A 16,941-nucleotide genomic window follows, 5' to 3' on the forward strand; every position below is an offset into this window, starting at 1 on the left:
ATTGTGACGCGCGTCGCACCTGGGTTGACACCTGTCAACTACGGTCGGGACGTCCGCGCGTCATTCGCGAGCGGTCGAGAAACTGTCCTTCTCGGCGCGAATATGGGCAGCGTTGCGACTGCTCGGCACCGCGCCCGCAGCCCAGGCCGCCAGGCACACCAGCGCAGAACCGAACAACACCGCACCAACGGTGTCGGTGAAGTAGTGGTAGGTCATGGCCTGGCCGAGCATGCCGAGTGCCACGAAGATGCCCGCCAACACCCGCGACCACAGCACCGCGCCAGCCGCCACCACGATCAGGCCCAGCACCGTCACCATCAGGACCGTGTGCCCGCTGGGATAGGCCAGCGCGCCGCCCTTGTGCCTGCCGAACAACTGCTTGAGGCCACGCTCGATGAGCACCGCGACCTGTGGCCCCAACGCAAGGACCGCGGCAAGTCGCCATCGCTTGTGCCACAACGTGATTGCCACCGCGATCACCAACATCGCGATCAGCACCCGGGGATCGGTGAAGAACAGCAGCCACCCGGAGTACGGCTGTGTGACCCGCCCGCCTTGCTGAAAGACATCGTCGATCGGCGTGGAGGACTTACCGACCGCCAATCCGAGGAACACCATGGCCAACAGTCCGACCGGCGGCCACCAGCGGACGAACTTCTGAGCGCTCATCGCTGCGCGGCGATCCCCCGCACATAGGCGGCCTGACCGAGATGCTGTGCGCAGTCGTCGACAATGCTGACCAGGCGCGCGCTGGCGGTGACCGGTGGACTCCACCGGCGATCGACGATGCGGGCCAGCTCATCGGTTGTCACGGTAGCGACGTACTCGAGCGTGACGTGATGCACCGCGCGGTAGTAGCCGATCAGCAGATCGACCGGCGGGCGAACCTTGCCGACATCCTCGACACTGTGGCCGTAACCGATGTCCTTGGCGACATCGAAGCCCGGGTCGCTCGGGCCCGGAAAGTCCAGCGCGAACCGGTCGACCCAGCCATCGCGGGTCCACACCTGCTCGATGCCGGCAATGTCGCACAGTTGCAGGTCCTGGCAACGGGCACTGTGCCAGAGCAGCCAGGCGATGCTATTGGCGTCAGGCGAAGGACGCCACCATGACACCTCGTCGACGAGGCCATCGGTGACCTCATCGACGTGCTCGATCAGCCGGGTGAAGGAATCCCGCAACAGCTCGCGCGCGGCAGCGGCGTCGGCCGTGTCAGACATGACGCCGACGGTACCGGACCGCCGGTCAGCTGACCCCGCCATGGAACACCGCCTCCACATTGTTGCCGTCTGGGTCGCGAACGAACGCCCCGAAGTAGCCCGGGTGATATTCGGGCCACAGCCGGGGCGCATGCAACGACTCCGCACCGAGTTCGACGGCCGCGTCGTGGAATGCGGTCACCGCATCGGCGCCGGCGGCCTGAAACGCCACGTGCACTTCACGGTTGGGCCCCGATGCCTCGCCGGCACTGGCGTCTGCGATCCAAAAGTCCGGTTTGCCGTCCTGGCCGTAGCCGATGGCGACCTGGAAATCCATCTGCCGGCTGTAGCCGAGCGCGCCGAGCACGGTGTCGTAGAACTGCTGGGACTTGGCCCAGTCACTGCAGTTGATTCCGAAGTGGTCGATCATGACCCGATCGTGCCACCGGGCACCGACAAATGCCGGAGCGGTGAGCCCGCCGTGGGCCCACCGCTCCGGCGATTGTTCAGTTGTCAGCCAAGGTGCGGTAAAGCGCCTTCTTGGCCTCGGTCACCGCAGCGGACACCGTCGCCACAGCCGACTTCAGATCGGCCTTCTGGGCGTCGTTGCCGGTGAACTTGATCGTGCGGGCCAGGCCGGCCAGCTCGAACAGGTCCTTACGCAGCTTGATCACGTCGCCGAACTTCGCGACCTGACCGAGGAACGCTTCCACCGTCTCGCTGTTGATCCCCCGCCAGGTCAGCAGTTGCTCACCGAACTCGGTCAGCGTTGCCACCCCGTCCTCGACCGTGGCCACACCACGGCTCGCCAACAGCGTGAGGATGAACTCCACCTTGTCCACCGGCGGCGCGAACGCGCCGTCGGTGATCTCCGAAACCCGCTGGGACAGCTGCTCAGCGGTGGCCGGACCCTCCTGTAGTAGCGCAGCGGCCGCAACCGCGGCACGCTTGAGACGGCCCTTGAAAAAGTGGTGCCCGGCCCCTGGACCGAAGCCACCGCCGAAGCCACCGCCGAAACCGGGACCGCCGGCACCCGGGCCGCCGAAACCACCGGCACCGGGACCGAAACCGCCGAAGCCCGGGCCGAAACCGGGGCCACCGAATCCACCAGAAAACATCTCATTTCCTTTCATTTGTTCGATACATCTTGTACGTATCACGATACATCGTTATTTCAATGTCTAGCAGAGCTAATCTTCAACTCCAAGGCAACTCTCAGACCTGGCGACCATCCCCGTCGTAGGTTGTTGACATGGAGGCGACGAACATGCGCTACGACATCGTGATTCGGAACGGACTGATCGTGAACGGGCTCGGTGACGAGCCCTTCGTCGGCGATGTCGCAGTTCAGGACGGGTTGATCGCGGCGGTCGGGACCGTCGAAGGCACTGGCGTCAGGGAGATCGACGCCACCGGCCTACTCGTCACGCCGGGCTTCGTGGACCTGCACACCCACTACGACGGACAGGCGATTTGGTCGGAACGGATGACCCCGTCTTCCGCTCACGGCGTAACCACCGCGGTCATGGGCAACTGTGGCGTGGGATTCGCGCCGTGCCGGCCGGACGACCACGACGTGCTGGTCGACGTGATGGCCGGGGTCGAGGACATCCCCGGCGTGGTGATGGTCGACGGGCTGCCTTGGACGTGGGAGACCTTCCCCGAGTTCCTCGACACGGTCGAATCACGCCGGCGGGACATCGACGTCGCCGCGTTCCTGCCGCACTCGCCGCTGCGGGTCTACGTGATGGGCCAGCGCGGCGTCGACCGCGAACCGGCGACACCCGAAGATCTGGCCCTGATGCGCAAGTTGGCCGCAGAGGCCATTGCGGTCGGAGCGATGGGTTTCGCGTCGTCACGGCTGACGATCCACAAAACCTCCGGCGGACAACCGATTCCGAGTTACGACGCCGCACAGGAAGAAATCGAGGCGATCGCCCGCGGCGTGCAAGACGGCGGAGGCGGCCTGATCCAGTTCGTGCCGGACCTGTTGGCCGGGGACTACGAACCGGCCTTGAAGACCGTGTTCGAGGTCGCCGCCGAGGTCGGCCTGCCGGTCACCTTCACCCTTGCGATCGGCAATGCGGGCCCGGCCACCTTTGAAGATGCACTGCGGATGGTCGAGAAGGAGAACGCCAACGGCGGCCACGTCAGCGCGCAGATCTTCCCGCGCCCCATCGGCCTGGTGCTCGGGCTCGAATTGTCCGGCAACCCGTTCGTCCTGTACCCGTCCTACCGCGAGATCGCTGAGTTGCCGCTCGCCGAACGGCTCGCCGAGATGCGCAAACCCGAAGTCCGGACGCGGATCCTGAACGACACCCCGGCGTCCGACGGCCACCCGTTGATGTTCGCGGTGCAGGCCTGGGACTACATCTTCCCACTGGGCACTCCACCGAACTACGAACCGGCACAGTCGGATTCGATTGCCGCACGGGCCGCGGCACGGGGCGTGAGCCCGCCGGAAGAGGCCTATGACCGGTTGCTCGACGACGACGGTCACGCCATGCTGCTGGTGACGCTCGCCAACTTCCGGGAGAACTCCCTGGACACCGTCGCCGAGCTGATCCGCCGCGACGACGTCATCCTGGGACTCGGCGACGGCGGCGCGCACTACGGAATGATCTGCGACGCATCGTTCCCGACGTACCTGCTGACCCATTGGGTGCGGGACCGCGCATCGGGCCGGCTCGGCCTGGCACAGGCCGTCCGCGAACTGACTTCGGTGCCCGCCGACGTGGCAGGCTTGGCCGACCGCGGACGAATTGTGGTGGGCTACAAGGCCGATCTGAACGTCATCGACCACGAAGCTCTGACGCTGCACAAGCCGACCGTCGTGCACGATCTGCCGGCCGGCGGGCGGCGCCTGGACCAGACCGCCGACGGCTACGTCGCCACCATCGTCTCCGGTGAGGTGATCGCCGCCGATGGGGTGCCGACCGATGCACGGCCCGGCAAGCTGGTGCGTGGCCGACAAAGCTCCCCTGCCCCGGTGTGAGGGCTGTGCACGCAATTTCGCGAAAATCCGTGCACAGCACTCACAGTCGTCAGATTGGGCATCCCGCGGCATGTAACTTCGCCCGAACCCGGTCCAGAATGACCTCGGGTCGGCAGAGCATCTCGGCGCTCACTCGGACAACCATCCACCCGGCAGCTTCAAGCAACGCGATCCGGTCGATGTCCCACGACCGCTGCCGTCCGTCCAGTGTTGGACACCGTCGTACTCGACCGCGACTTTCCACCGTCGACCAATTCGAGCACCGACCGCAACCGCGCGACGCCGGGTGCGCCCGGATGCCGAGCAGCGACCGCTGAAACGTCGACTGACTGGGATGCGAGTCGCATTCAACAAGGCATCCATCATCGGAATTGCCTGCGATGCGGGCCTGCTTCGACCAATGTCGAATGCAGTTCGGGCCGGCGTCGTGACCGCTATACCGTCGATTACGCAGACCTCATCAGGGTCGAATTCCCAAGAGCGGACCGCGATTCCAGCAGGGGAACGCCGATTGGAGCGAACGATCTCTGCCGGTAACCGCGGGTCCAACCATTTGGTGCCGAACACAGCAGACGCCGACAGCCCACACAATGTCGCGCCCGTCGCCAACCATGCGGCCTGAGCTCTTATCTGGGCAGTCATTTCGAGATCGCGCGGGATGTACACGTCGCGGTAGATCGCGACAAAACCACTGGCGAGGCTGCGCCGGGTGAGCGCTCCGCGCCGCAACGCATGACTTCCGAAGAATGCTTCCATGCCTCGCACGGTTGCGGCGAAGTCTGACGTCGGTGAGTCGCAGGTACCGATTCCGGGCTGGTCTTGTGCATAGACCTCACACTGTGGATGAGCACGAAAAGGCCCGGCCCCCTAAGGGACCGGGCCTCTTCAGGCGACTTCTTAGAAGTCCATACCGCCCATGCCACCGGTCGGGTCGCCCGCAGCTGCGGCGGCCTTCTCCGGCTTGTCGGCGACGACGGCCTCGGTGGTGAGGAACAGCGCCGCGATGGACGCCGCGTTCTGCAGCGCCGAGCGGGTGACCTTGACCGGGTCGGCAACGCCGGCGGCCAGCAGGTCCTCGTAGACGTTGGTCGCGGCGTTCAGGCCGTGACCCGAGGGCAGGTTCGACACCTTCTCGGCGACGACGCCCGGCTCCAGACCACCGTTGAAGGCGATCTGCTTCAGCGGAGCCGACAACGCAACACGCACGATGTTGGCGCCGGTGGCCTCGTCACCCTCGAGCTTGAGCTCGTCCAGGGCCGGAGTCGACTGCAGCAGGGCCACGCCACCACCGGCGACGATGCCCTCTTCGACGGCAGCCTTCGCGTTACGAACGGCGTCCTCGATGCGGTGCTTGCGCTCCTTGAGCTCCACCTCGGTGGCAGCACCGGCCTTGATGACTGCAACACCGCCGGCCAGCTTGGCCAGGCGCTCCTGCAGCTTCTCGCGGTCGTAGTCGGAGTCGCTGTTCTCGATCTCGGCACGGATCTGGGCCACGCGGCCCTGGATCGCGTCGGCGTCGCCGGCGCCCTCGACGATGGTGGTCTCGTCCTTGGTGATGACGACCTTGCGGGCGGTGCCCAGCAGGGAAACGTCAGCGGTGTCCAGGGACAGGCCGACCTCTTCGCTGATGACCTGGCCACCGGTGAGGATCGCCATGTCCTGCAGCATCGCCTTGCGACGGTCGCCGAAGCCCGGGGCCTTGACGGCGACGGACTTGAAGGTGCCGCGGATCTTGTTGACGACCAGGGTCGACAGAGCCTCGCCCTCGACGTCCTCGGCGATGATCAGCAGCGGCTTACCGGACTGGATGACCTTCTCCAGCAGCGGCAGCAGGTCCTTGACGGTCGAGATCTTCGAGCTGACCAGCAGGATGTAGGGATCCTCCAGGACGGCTTCCTGACGCTCGGCGTCGGTCACGAAGTAGCCCGAGATGTAGCCCTTGTCGAAGCGCATGCCTTCGGTGAGCTCCAGCTGCAGGCCGAAGGTGTTGGACTCCTCGACGGTGATGACACCCTCGTTGCCGACCTTGTCCATGGCCTCGGCGATCAGGTCACCGATGGACTGGTCACCAGCGGAGATACCGGCGGTGGCAGCGATCTGCTCCTTGGTCTCCACCTCCTTGGCGGAAGCCAGCAGCGACGCGGTCACGGCCTCGACGGCCTTCTCGATGCCGCGCTTCAGGCCGAGCGGGTTGGCTCCGGCGGCGACGTTGCGCAGACCTTCGCGAACCAGGGCCTGGGCCAGAACGGTGGCGGTGGTGGTGCCGTCGCCCGCGACGTCGTCGGTCTTCTTGGCGACCTCTTTGACCAGCTCAGCGCCGATCTTCTCGTACGGGTCCTCCAGCTCGATCTCCTTGGCGATGGACACACCATCGTTGGTGATCGTGGGGGCGCCCCACTTCTTCTCCAGGACGACGTTGCGGCCCTTGGGGCCCAGCGTCACCTTGACTGCGTCAGCGAGGGCGTTCAGGCCCCGCTCGAGGCCGCGGCGGGCCTCTTCGTCGTACGCAATTGTCTTGGCCATTGCGAGGTGATTCCTCCGGTTGGGAATTGCACGTCTGTGGTCAGGTCCGGTGCCCGCGACGGACGGCGAAAGGTGTGCTCCGCAGCTGCGGCCCCAGCCTCACCATGCTGACCTGGCACTCACCGGTCGCGAGTGCCAACTGCATTTTTAGCACTCGCCCATGCCGAGTGCAAGGTTGTTCACGATGGGCGAATCCCCGCCGGCGACCACAACTAGCAGCGCCGAGTCAGCTCGCGGACTGGTAGCGCTCCACCTTCGCCGCGTATTCGTCGAGCAGGCGCAGTGATTCGTCCTTGCCCACCGACGGCAACATCAATCCCAGCTGGCCGAAACCGAGGTCTTGGGCCGTGTGCCAGTAGTCGACGTCCATCGGCGTACCGAACATGGCCAGCGGCACGTCGTGGCCGGCACCGGCGCGCAGCTGCCCGATTCGTTTGGCCAATACATCGCTCGGAAACGGGTTGGAGATCCAGCCCGCACCATGGCGGATCACCCGTTTGACGGTGGCGTCCGAGTTGCCACCGACGTAGATCGGCGGGTGCGGTTTACGGACCGGTTTGGGGCGGCAGTACGACAGGTCGAAGTTGACGTATTTGCCGTGATATTCGGCAGGTTCGGTCGTCCACAGCGCCTTGACGGCCTCGATGCTCTCGTCCAACCGGGCGCCCCGTGTTTTCGGATCGGTGCCGTGGTCGCGCATCTCTTCAAGATTCCACCCGGCGCCGACGCCGAAGACGAAACGTCCGCCGGAGATGAGGTCGATGCTGGCGGCCTCTTTCGCGGTATGGATCGGGTCGCGCTGGATCAGCAGCGCGACCCCGGTGAACAGTTCGATCGTCGAGGTCACCGCGGCCGCGGCGGCCAGGGTGACGAATGGGTCGAGCGTGTTGTAGTACACCGAGGGCAACTCGCCACCCATCGGATACGGCGTCTCACGGCTTGCCGGGATGTGACTGTGCTCGGCAACGATGAGCGAGGCGAACCCACGCTCCTCGATCGCGCGGGCCAGCGATACCGGGTCGATGCTGTCGTCATCAACGAACGTCGAAATCCCGAATTTCATATGGCCGAGGCTACGCCGGACGTGGCCGCAACCCGTCCAACATCAGCCCGACCACCCGATCGGCCACCTCGGCGTCGTAGCCCTGCGCGGCCTGGCACGCGACCATCAGCGCCTTCACCTCAGGCACGGTGACATCCGGACGGACGACGCCGGCCCGTTGCGCGGCCTGCAGCATCTCCCCGACCAGATCCAGAAACTCGGCTTCGCCGTCGGGCACCTCGGCCTTGATGTCGAAGCCGATGCCGGCGAGCGCCTCGACCAGGCCCTGGTCGGTGTCACCGCACGACACCAACGACCTCAGGAATGCGAACATCGCCTCACCCCGCGCACCCGAGGTCAACAACGCCCGGCCTTCCTCCGTGATGGACCGCAACCGGTCCTCGATCACAGCCCGGTACAGGTCGTCCTTGGTCGGGAAATGCCGGTAGACGGTGCCCGCCCCCACGCCGGCCCGCCGGGCGATCTCATCGATCGGCACCGACAGACCCTCCTCGGCGAATATCTGGTAAGCGACCTCGAGCACCCGGGCCCGGTTCCGGGCCGCGTCGGCTCGCAGGGGCCTGGCGGGGTTGCAACGCATGGCACTCTCCTCGGAATCAACTAAACGGGGCGCGCGTTCCGTATAGTCGAACTATCCGGAGCGCTCGCCCCGTTTATCCAGACTACCGAGGAATGCACATGGCCAAGTGGACAACCAACAACATCCCGGACCAGACCGGGCGCCTTGCCGTCATCACCGGCGCGAACACCGGACTCGGCTACGAAACCGCCGCCGCACTCGCCGCCAAGGGCGCCCACGTCGTACTTGCCGTCCGCAATATCGAGAAAGGCAAGGCCGCCGCCACGCTGATCGGTCGCCGCACCCCCGGCGCCGTGGTCGCCCTCCAGGAGCTCGACCTGGGCTCGCTGGCGTCGGTGCGTGAAGCCGCCGAGGCACTGCGCACCCACTACGACAGCATCGACCTGCTGATCAACAACGCCGGCGTGATGTACCCACCGAAGGAGTCGACCAAAGACGGCTTCGAGCTGACCTTCGGCACCAACCACCTCGGCCACTTCGCCTTGACCGGGCTACTGCTGGATCGCCTGCTGCCGACGCCGGGTTCGCGAGTGGTGACCGTCAGCAGCATCGGGCACCGGATCAACGCCGCCATCCACTTCGACGATCTGCAGTGGGAACGCGGCTACAGCCGGGTCGGCGCCTACGGCCAGTCCAAGCTGGCCAACCTGCTGTTCACCTACGAGCTCCAGCGCCGCCTCGTCGGTCAGCAGACCACGGCACTGGCCGCCCATCCCGGCGGTTCCGACACCGAACTGATGCGGCACCTGCCGGGTGCCCTGCAGCGCGCCGTGCCGCTGCTGCGCCCGCTGTTCCAGGACGCCGAGGCCGGTGCGCTGCCGACGCTGCGCGCCGCGACCGATCCGGGTGCGCTCGGCGGGCAGTACTTCGGTCCCGACGGGCTCGGCGAGACGCGCGGCTACCCGAAGGTGGTGTCGTCCAGCAAGCAGTCCCACGACATGGCCCTCGCCGCACGACTGTGGTCGGTGTCCGAGGAGCTGACCGGCGTGACGTTCCCGGCCTGACAGCCCCACACCGATTGGCGCGGCCCCGGTGGATTGTGCGGCAGGGGTTGCCCACAATCCACCGGGCCGCCGATCCAACGCAGCTGCACTGTGTGCGCCGACATCAGCGAACCGTCTTCACATGGGCCTTGCAGTGAACCGAACCCACCTGGCGGGTCGGCCACTCCAGAAATGAACGTGTTCTAAATATATTCTTTGCGGGCCATCCATCCGGGACACCCAACGTCGTGCTGCGGATACAGCAATGCTGGGCCAGCACGTCACCGTAGATGCACAACACCAGCTCTGCCGCAGGTCAGTAGGTCTATCGGAGAAAGTTTCGTAACGCCTGGCCGGTCAATCAGAAACACATATACTTTCTTCAAGATGTTCACAGCTTCAGATTACGAGTGTTAGTCTTCCTCGCGTTATTGACGGGGGTGTCGTATTTCACACCCCGCGAGCGAGGAGGGATCGTGGCCAAGCACAGAGCAGCAGGCACCAATAGCTGGTGGGGTGCGGCAAGGCCGTTCGCGGCTGCGGGATTGACGGGTGCGGCATTCGCCAGCGCCGGTGTGATGCTCCTATTGGGACCTGACTCGCCGACGATGCGGTCGGTGACTGCCGATGTCAGGCTCGTCAACACCGAGCACTCGACCGGTGACGGCGGCTCCCACACAGGCAGTGCAGGTACCTCCGGGGCCAGCGACGGCAAAGCCAAAACCCCGAGCAAGCCCAAACCACCGACCAAGCCACAGTCACCGACCAAGCCACAAGACGGTCAGACTCAGACCTCCGACGGCACGTCCGACTCACCGCAAACCGCGGGCCAGCCGGCGCAGGACCAGGGTCGCCAGCACGCAGCCAAACGGGCGCCGGCTGACACCACCTCGGGAACCCGCCGTTCGCGGGGTACGCGACCCGCGGCCGCCCAGAAACCCAACGCAGCCGGTACTGCGAATTCCACCGCTGCCGACCCCAAACAGACCGGCGGCGCGGTCGCAGGCAACCCGACCACCGGTCACAACGGCGGCGAAACGGGGACCACGAACACCACCACCAACCAGGCCGGCGCCACGACGCCGACAGTTCCCAACGGCCAGTCAGGTCCGTCCACGCCGGAAACGCCCAAAACCGCCCCGGTCACGACCACCGCCTCGTCCAAGGCCACCAGCACCACGATCAGCCCGATCACCGGTGTGCTGTCCGCGATCAACCTGGCCAACATGCTGATCCCCCACGCACCGACCAACCCCAGCCAGATGCCCGGCGTCTGGACCGTGATGGCCTGGGTGCGGCGCCAAACCGAGTTCGGCGCCGCCAAGCGGGTGCAACTGACCACGCCAGCCTCCCTGGCCTCCGTGGCCGCCGCTGCCCCGCCTGCCACGAACAGCCCCCTCGCCGCCACCCCGCTGGCTGCGAACACCCCCGTCACCACCACAACCACCACCATCGACCCGACTCAGCAGGTCGTCCGGTGGATCTATGAGACCGTGCACTTCGGCATACAGGCCTGGATCACCAGTCCACTCGGATTTGTGGTCGACGGGGCGATCAACCTGCTTGCCGGGCAATACCTGATCGGCAACGGCGCCAACGGCACCCTGATCAATCCCAATGGCGGCGACGGCGGCTTGTGGTTCGGCGACGGCGGCCGCGGCTACTCGAGTGTTCTTCCCGGCATAGCCGGCGGCAACGGCGGCAACGCCAAGAATTTCGGCAACGGCGGCGCGGGTGGTTACGGCTACTCGGGTGTTGGAATCTTCACCACAACAGCCGGTGGCAACGGCGGCAACGCCGGGAACTGGGGCCACGGCGGCGCCGGCGGCGCCGGCGGTAACGGTGTCGGCGGCGCCAATGGTCTTGCCGCACTGGGCACGAACGGCGTCGACGGCGGCATCGGCGCCCACGGCGGCAACGGCGGCAATGGCGGCCAGTTCTTCGGCGACGGCGGTGTCGGCGGTGTCGGCGGCAATGCCGGCAACGGCGGCAACGGCGGCTCCGGCGTCCTCGGCGGCGGAGCCCTCGGCGGCGGCGGCAACGGCGGCAACGGCGGTGTCGGCGGCGTCGGCGGAAATGGCGGCAAGGCCGGGTCGATCGGCACCGTCGGGGCCGGCGGCCAGGGCGGCGCAGCCGGATACGGCGGCAGCGGCGGCGACGGCTCCGACGGCAGCTCGTCTCTGATCCCCGACGGCGGCAAGGGCGGCAACGGCGGCAGCGGCGGCACCGCCGGCGCCGGCGGCTTCGACGGACTCGGTTTCAACCAGGCCGCAACCGGCAACACCTTCTCCCCCGGCGGCAACGGCGGCAAGGGTGGCAACGGCTTTGACACCATCACCGCGATCGGCGTCGCGGGCAACGGCGGAGCCGGCGGCAACGGCGGCACCGGCGGGGCCGTCGGTAACGGCGGCACCGGCGGGGCCGGCGGCACCGGTGGTAACGGCGCCAACGGTCTTGCCGCACTGGGTCAAAGCGGCCCCAACGGCGGCAACGGCGGAGCCGGCGGCATCGGCGGAGCCGGCGGCACGCAGTCCGGCAACGGCGGTAAGGGCGGTGTCGGTGGCGACGCCGGCAACGGCGGCAGCGGCGGCTCCGGCGTTCTCGGCGGCGGAGCGCTCGGTGGCGGCGGCACCGGCGGCCAGGGTGGCACCGGCGGCGTCGGCGGCCAGGGCGGCACCGCAGCCCACGGCACCGTCGGTGCCGGCGGCCAGGGCGGCGCAGCCGGATACGGCGGCAACGGCGGCAACGGCTCCGACGGCAGCTCGTCTCTGATCCCCGACGGCGGTAAAGGCGGAGCCGGCGGCAACGCCGGCACCGCCGGCAACGGCGGCTTCGACGGACTCGGTTTCAACCAGGCCGCGACCGGCAACGCCAGCGCCCACGGCGGCAACGGCGGCAAGGGCGGCAACGGCTTCAACACCATCACCGCAAGCGGCATCGCAGGCAACGGCGGCGCCGGCGGCAACGGCGGCAGCGGCGGCACCGACGGCAACGGCGGCTACGGCGGTCAGGGCGGCACCGGCGGCAACGGCGCCGACGGTCTTGCCGCACTGGGTCAAAGCGGCCCCAACGGCGGCAACGGCGGAGCCGGCGGCATCGGCGGAGCCGGCGGCACCCACGCCGGCAACGGCGGCAACGGCGGCATCGGCGGCGCAGCCGGCAACGGCGGCAGCGGCGGCTCCGGCGTCCTCGGCGGGTTCACCGGTGGTTCCGGTGGTGCGGGCGGCACCGGCGGCGTCGGCGGCCAGGGCGGCACCGCAGCCCACGGCACCGTCGGCGCCGGCGGCCAGGGCGGCGCAGCCGGCAGCGGCGGCAACGGCGGCAATGGCTCCGACGGTATTTCGTCGGTCCAGGCCAACGGTGGCGCGGGCGGTACCGGCGGCAACACCGGTGCCGCCGGCAACGGCGGCTTCGACGGACTCGGTTTCAACCAGGCCACGAGCGGCGCTGGCGGTACCGCCGGCAACGGCGGCACCGGCGGCAACGGTTTCGACGCACTCACCGCGATCGGCACCGCGGGCCGCGGTGGTGATGGTGGCGCCGGTGGCTCAGGTGGCCTGACCGGCAACGGCGGAATCGGCGGCAACGGCGGCACCGGCGGCAACGGCGCCAGCGGGACTATCGGGTCCTACCTGGGAGCTACCGGTATAGCCGGTAGCAACGCAGGTGCCGGCGGTAACGGTGGTGTCGGCGGAGCCGGCGGTTCTGTGTCGGGCAACGGCGGCAAGGGCGGTACCGGCGGCAAGGGCGGTACCGGCGGGTCCGGTGGCGTCGGTGGGCTCCCGGCCTTCGGCTCCGACAATGCGGCCGGTATCAGCGGCGGCGGCGGGTTCGGCGGGTCCGGTGGCACCGGCGGCGCAGCCGGTAGCGGTGGAGCCGGCGGCACGGCCCCGCACGGCATCGACGGGGCTGGCGGCACCGGCGGGATCGGCGGGAACGGCGGAACCGGCGGATCCGGCCAGACCGGCGCGAACGGCACCCCGTTCATCAACGGCAACGCCGGCGGCGTCGGCGGCGTCGGCGGCCACGGCGGTCTCGCGGGCGCCGGCGGCAACGGCGGAGCCTCCGGAAACAACGTCGGTGGTGCGGGCGGCACCGGCGGTGTAGCTGGAGCCGGCGGCTCCGGTGGCGCAGGCGGCAAGGGCTACAACGACAACGTGACCCAGTGGGGCAATGGCGGCAACGGCGGCGCCGGTGGCGTCGGCGGCACCAGCGGCGCCGGCGGTAACGGCGGAACCGGTGCGACAACCGGCGCGGGCGGCAACGGTTCCGCAGGCGGCGCCGGAGGCGCGGGCGGTTCGGGCGGTTCCAATGGCGGCCACGGCACCCACAACGGTGCCACTGGTGCCACTGGTAGCGGTGGCGCCGGCGGTGCCGGCGGCACAGGAAACCCGGCCGGAAGCCACGGATAGTCAATGCGGTGTGGCGCCGTCAATCGGCGCCACACCGCATTCTTTATCTGCCGATCCCGGTCACCGGGGTAGGCCCAGTCAGCTCGGCCTCCATCGGATTCAGCGCAAGTCCAACAGCTCCTCGTGGAACCCGCCGAATCGCCGGCCGGGTTCCACGAGGTGGACCTCAAGAATCCAATGGCATTGCCGCCCTGCGGAATCCACGCGCCGCATCGGCAACTGCGAACCCGGGGCCACGTACGACTCAATCTCGCGGCCGTCGATCTTCTCGTGCGGGAACTCACCGACCAGGTGCCCGGCGATGGCGCCGCCGAACTCCCAACCGGCCGCCCGGCTCAACGTCACCACGTGGTCGAACAATTCAGCCCCGGTGATGTCGGGACGAGCCTCGAAGAAGTCGCGGCCGGCCTCCCACACTCGCGGCAGATCGTCGCGCAACGCGCGCTTGCGGGGGTCGTCGCCGAGTACGAAAGTGCGGCCGAAGTCCGCCTCCCACTCTTCGAAGATCGGGCCCAAGTCGATGAAGACGATGTCGTCGTCGGCGATCACCCGGTCCGGCGGATTATCCCGAGCGGTCGCCAAGGTGTTCTCGCCGCCGTGCACGATCCGCTTGTGCCAGTGCCGGGTGACGCCGAACAATTCGGCAGCCAGATCACGGATCTCGCCGGACACCTGACGCTCGCCGACACCCGGGCGGATCAAACCCCGGTGTTCGACGGCGACGAACAACTCCGCAGCCTTACGCTGGGCATCGAGAAGCCTTGCGGCACGGACGTCTTCATCAAACTTGCCCATGCCGCCGATGCTAACCAGGAGACACCGTGTCGCTGATTGTGCCGCCCTATCCCCCGGTCCGCTACACCGCCGACCAACCAGAGCTCAGCGCGACGCTGCGCCGCGGCGATGCGGCCGCCGACTACGACTCCCACGGTCTGGTGCAGTACCACTACCTCGCAGACCAACGGAAGACCGCGGGCGACTACGGCCTGTACCGCGTCGACATCGCCGCGCACGGCGGCGGACCGGGCCCACATTTTCACCGCGCCATGTCCGAGGCCTTCTTCGTGCTGTCGGGCACCATGACGCTTTATGACGGCAGCGCCTGGGTGCAGGCCGGGCAGAACGACTTCCTCTACGTACCGCCCGGCGGCGTGCACGGATTCCGCAACGACTCGGACGACCCCGCCTCGGTACTGATGGTGTTCGCGCCGGGAGCCCCGCGCGAGGCGTACTTCGAGGGGCTCGGTCAACTCGCGGACATGACCGACGACGAGCGCCGGGAGTGGTTCATCCGGCACGACAACTTCTTCGTCGAATAACACCCGGGCGCGCCAGGCTCGGGTGCACAACCCGTCCCTGTGTAAACCTGGGGCGCAGCTGTGGATATTGAGTCATTTGTCTCTACCGGGCAGTAACCGGGCCGACCCATGATGTGCGGTGCCGTCAATTGTTTGCGATCTGTGATCAAACCGACGGATCAGTCAGGTAGACGCTGCGCCATGGCCGGATGCAGCGAATGAGAGGAAACCATCTTGCACGCCGCCGTTCGTTCGTCCGTCCTGTCGGGAGCCACGCTGTTGACGGCGGGAGCCATCGCAGTCGCCCCGATCCAACCGCTGCCCCACATGCCATCGATCGCGTCGATCAGTCACGCGACGTCATCCGCCGCTGTCAACCTGACCAGTAACGCATTCGACCTCTACGGCCAGGTCCTGAAGACTTCCATCACCAACCTGCAGTCTGACGTCAGCTCCTACTTCCAGATGGGCCTGTTCCCGGTCCTGCGCCAGATTCTCACCAACCAGGTCGGGACGATGACCGGCCTCATCGACGCCCTCGGTGACAGCGGCCGAGCCGCCATCACCGCGTTGACTCAGCAGACGCCCAGCTACATCGGGGCCGCCCTCGGCGACCTCGGCAAGGTCAACATCGCGGGTGCCCTGAACAATCTCCAGCTGGCGATCGTGCTCCCCATCTTCGCCGCCATCAACCCGATCGGGTCCTTGCCGAAGGCCCTCGGCAATCTCATCTCGCAGCCCCTGCAGAGTGTCATCAACATCGCCAAGGATCTGCCGAACATCTTGCTGGAACTCGGCGTCGGCATCATCGGCCCGGTCGCCGGCACCCTGGGCGCGGTGGGCGCCGCAGTCCAGAACGTCATCGACGCAGTAAAGGTCGGCAACCTCGGCAAACTGGTGACCGCCGTGATCCAGGCGCCCGCCACCATTGTCGACGGCCTGCTCAACGGTGGCTACGGAGCCAACCTCGGTGCCCTGCTTGGACTCGACATCCCCGGCTTCTCCGTCTTTGGCGGCGGCTTGTTCGGCGGCGGAGCCACCGTCCCCGGCGGCGCCACCATCTCCGGCACCTTGCAGGCGCTGGTCTCCATTGTGAAGTCGATCCTCACTGACATCACGCCCACCAAGGCGACTGCTGCTGCCACCGCTGCGAAAACCGCCGCGGCCGCCACCAAGGCGGTCTCAGATGCCGCCTCGGTGCCGTCCACCACGGCCACGACGGTGGCGCTGAGCACCGCCGCGACGACCAAGGCAGTGGCGACCGACACCACGAGCACCACCAAGGCCAGCGGCTCAACCAGCGATGCCACCACGTCGGCCACCGAAACCTCGAGCGACACCAAGTCCACCAGCTCGACGGGCGAGAGCACCACCAAGACCGGCACCTCGACGGACTCGACGACCGACGGCAAGACCACCGGCTCGAGCTCCACGGGCTCCGGCTCCACCGGCTCGAGCTCCACGGGCACCGGCACCACCGGCTCGAGCTCCACGGGCACCAGCTCCACCGGCTCCGGCTCCACCGGCACCAGCTCCACGGGCACCAGCTCCACCGGCACCAGCTCCACGGGCACCAGCTCCACCGGCACCAGCTCCACGGGCACCAGCTCCACCGGCTCCGGCTCCACGGGCACCAGCTCCACGGGCACCGGCTCCAGCTCCACCGGTGACAGCACCAAGACGAGCACCTCCGGCAGCAAGGGCCATCAGGGTGGGCCGGGCAAGGCGGGCTCAGACTCCGGTGCGGGTTCGACATCGGGCTCGGCTTCGGGTTCGGGTTCGACCTCGGGATCGGACTCGGGTTCCAAGGGCACCCACTCCAACGGCTCGCACTCGGGCTCGAAGAACAAGTCGAAGGCGCACAGCGCGTCGTAACGCGTAAGACCAG

General features: G+C 67.7%; 13 protein-coding genes and 1 pseudogene. 5 read left to right on the forward strand and 9 right to left on the reverse strand.

Features of this window, described 5'->3' with window-relative positions:
- Positions 1-60: 60 nt before the first annotated feature.
- The 4 genes from ABIA30_RS09915 to ABIA30_RS09930 all read right to left on the reverse strand — a co-directional run bounded on the left by ABIA30_RS09915 (position 61) and on the right by ABIA30_RS09930 (position 2,317).
- A complete protein-coding gene (locus tag ABIA30_RS09915; RefSeq protein ID WP_370064606.1) occupies positions 61-669 on the reverse strand; it encodes a PA-phosphatase in 609 nt (202 codons plus the stop codon).
- On the reverse strand, positions 666-1,220 hold the full coding sequence (locus ABIA30_RS09920) for a mycothiol transferase (RefSeq protein ID WP_370064608.1): 555 nt from the start codon (positions 1,218-1,220) through the stop codon (positions 666-668). Before ABIA30_RS09920 ends, ABIA30_RS09915 begins: the two co-directional genes overlap by 4 nt.
- A gap of 25 nt (positions 1,221-1,245) precedes the next feature.
- Positions 1,246-1,629: a VOC family protein gene (locus ABIA30_RS09925; protein ID WP_370064609.1), complete on the reverse strand. Its 384-nt coding sequence runs from the start codon at positions 1,627-1,629 to the stop codon at positions 1,246-1,248.
- 76 nt (positions 1,630-1,705) lie between these two features.
- Positions 1,706-2,317 carry a hypothetical protein gene (locus ABIA30_RS09930; protein ID WP_370064611.1) on the reverse strand — a complete coding sequence of 204 codons (612 nt, stop codon included), beginning with the start codon at positions 2,315-2,317 and terminating at the stop codon, positions 1,706-1,708.
- Positions 2,318-2,466: 149 nt separating this feature from the next.
- Between ABIA30_RS09930 and ABIA30_RS09935 the strand changes: the two genes are divergently transcribed.
- On the forward strand, positions 2,467-4,194 hold the full coding sequence (locus ABIA30_RS09935; protein WP_370065493.1) for an amidohydrolase family protein: 1,728 nt from the start codon (positions 2,467-2,469) through the stop codon (positions 4,192-4,194).
- Between the two features lie 49 nt (positions 4,195-4,243).
- On the opposite strand, the pseudogene ABIA30_RS09940 reads toward ABIA30_RS09935, so the two are convergent.
- The 4 genes and pseudogenes from ABIA30_RS09940 to ABIA30_RS09955 all read right to left on the reverse strand — a co-directional run bounded on the left by ABIA30_RS09940 (position 4,244) and on the right by ABIA30_RS09955 (position 8,360).
- A pseudogene (locus tag ABIA30_RS09940) lies at positions 4,244-4,950 on the reverse strand (DUF559 domain-containing protein).
- Between the two features lie 141 nt (positions 4,951-5,091).
- The gene (gene groL / locus ABIA30_RS09945; RefSeq protein ID WP_370064613.1) at positions 5,092-6,717 is read right to left on the reverse strand and encodes a chaperonin GroEL; all 1,626 of its coding nucleotides are present in this window, start codon (positions 6,715-6,717) and stop codon (positions 5,092-5,094) included.
- 226 nt (positions 6,718-6,943) lie between these two features.
- Complete coding sequence (locus ABIA30_RS09950) at positions 6,944-7,780, reverse strand: LLM class F420-dependent oxidoreductase (protein ID WP_370064615.1); 837 nt, start codon at positions 7,778-7,780, stop codon at positions 6,944-6,946.
- 10 nt (positions 7,781-7,790) lie between these two features.
- A complete protein-coding gene (locus ABIA30_RS09955; RefSeq protein ID WP_370064617.1) occupies positions 7,791-8,360 on the reverse strand; it encodes a TetR/AcrR family transcriptional regulator in 570 nt (189 codons plus the stop codon).
- Between the two features lie 98 nt (positions 8,361-8,458).
- On the opposite strand from ABIA30_RS09955, the gene ABIA30_RS09960 reads away from it, so the two are divergent.
- Complete coding sequence (locus ABIA30_RS09960) at positions 8,459-9,364, forward strand: SDR family NAD(P)-dependent oxidoreductase (protein WP_370064619.1); 906 nt, start codon at positions 8,459-8,461, stop codon at positions 9,362-9,364.
- Positions 9,365-9,819: 455 nt separating this feature from the next.
- Positions 9,820-13,755, forward strand: a complete 3,936-nt coding sequence (locus ABIA30_RS09965) for a PGRS repeat-containing protein (protein ID WP_370064621.1) — start codon at positions 9,820-9,822, stop codon at positions 13,753-13,755.
- Between the two features lie 99 nt (positions 13,756-13,854).
- On the opposite strand, the gene ABIA30_RS09970 is transcribed toward ABIA30_RS09965, so the two are convergent.
- Positions 13,855-14,550, reverse strand: coding sequence for a M24 family metallopeptidase (locus ABIA30_RS09970; protein WP_370064623.1), 696 nt, complete (start codon positions 14,548-14,550; stop codon positions 13,855-13,857).
- Positions 14,551-14,576: 26 nt separating this feature from the next.
- Here ABIA30_RS09970 and ABIA30_RS09975 point away from each other — a divergent pair, with 26 nt between their 5' ends.
- Positions 14,577-15,074 (forward strand): cupin domain-containing protein, encoded by a 498-nt coding sequence (locus ABIA30_RS09975; RefSeq protein WP_370064625.1) that lies wholly within the window; start codon positions 14,577-14,579, stop codon positions 15,072-15,074.
- A 213-nt stretch (positions 15,075-15,287) separates the two neighbouring features.
- On the forward strand, positions 15,288-16,928 hold the full coding sequence (locus ABIA30_RS09980) for a hypothetical protein (protein WP_370064627.1): 1,641 nt from the start codon (positions 15,288-15,290) through the stop codon (positions 16,926-16,928).
- Positions 16,929-16,941: the final 13 nt, after the last annotated feature.

Origin of the sequence: Mycobacterium sp. MAA66, from assembly GCF_041261665.1 — a bacterium.
In the GTDB taxonomy this organism is placed as follows: domain Bacteria; phylum Actinomycetota; class Actinomycetes; order Mycobacteriales; family Mycobacteriaceae; genus Mycobacterium.

Coding starts and splice junctions, on each gene's coding strand:
- ABIA30_RS09915 (WP_370064606.1), bottom strand. CDS start 669: ATGAGCGCTCAGAAGTTCGTCCGCTGGTGGCCGCCGGTCGGACTGTTG.
- ABIA30_RS09920 (WP_370064608.1), bottom strand. CDS start 1,220: ATGTCTGACACGGCCGACGCCGCTGCCGCGCGCGAGCTGTTGCGGGAT.
- ABIA30_RS09925 (WP_370064609.1), bottom strand. CDS start 1,629: ATGATCGACCACTTCGGAATCAACTGCAGTGACTGGGCCAAGTCCCAG.
- ABIA30_RS09930 (WP_370064611.1), bottom strand. CDS start 2,317: ATGTTTTCTGGTGGATTCGGTGGCCCCGGTTTCGGCCCGGGCTTCGGC.
- ABIA30_RS09935 (WP_370065493.1), top strand. CDS start 2,467: ATGCGCTACGACATCGTGATTCGGAACGGACTGATCGTGAACGGGCTC.
- groL (WP_370064613.1), bottom strand. CDS start 6,717: ATGGCCAAGACAATTGCGTACGACGAAGAGGCCCGCCGCGGCCTCGAG.
- ABIA30_RS09950 (WP_370064615.1), bottom strand. CDS start 7,780: ATGAAATTCGGGATTTCGACGTTCGTTGATGACGACAGCATCGACCCG.
- ABIA30_RS09955 (WP_370064617.1), bottom strand. CDS start 8,360: ATGCGTTGCAACCCCGCCAGGCCCCTGCGAGCCGACGCGGCCCGGAAC.
- ABIA30_RS09960 (WP_370064619.1), top strand. CDS start 8,459: ATGGCCAAGTGGACAACCAACAACATCCCGGACCAGACCGGGCGCCTT.
- ABIA30_RS09970 (WP_370064623.1), bottom strand. CDS start 14,550: ATGGGCAAGTTTGATGAAGACGTCCGTGCCGCAAGGCTTCTCGATGCC.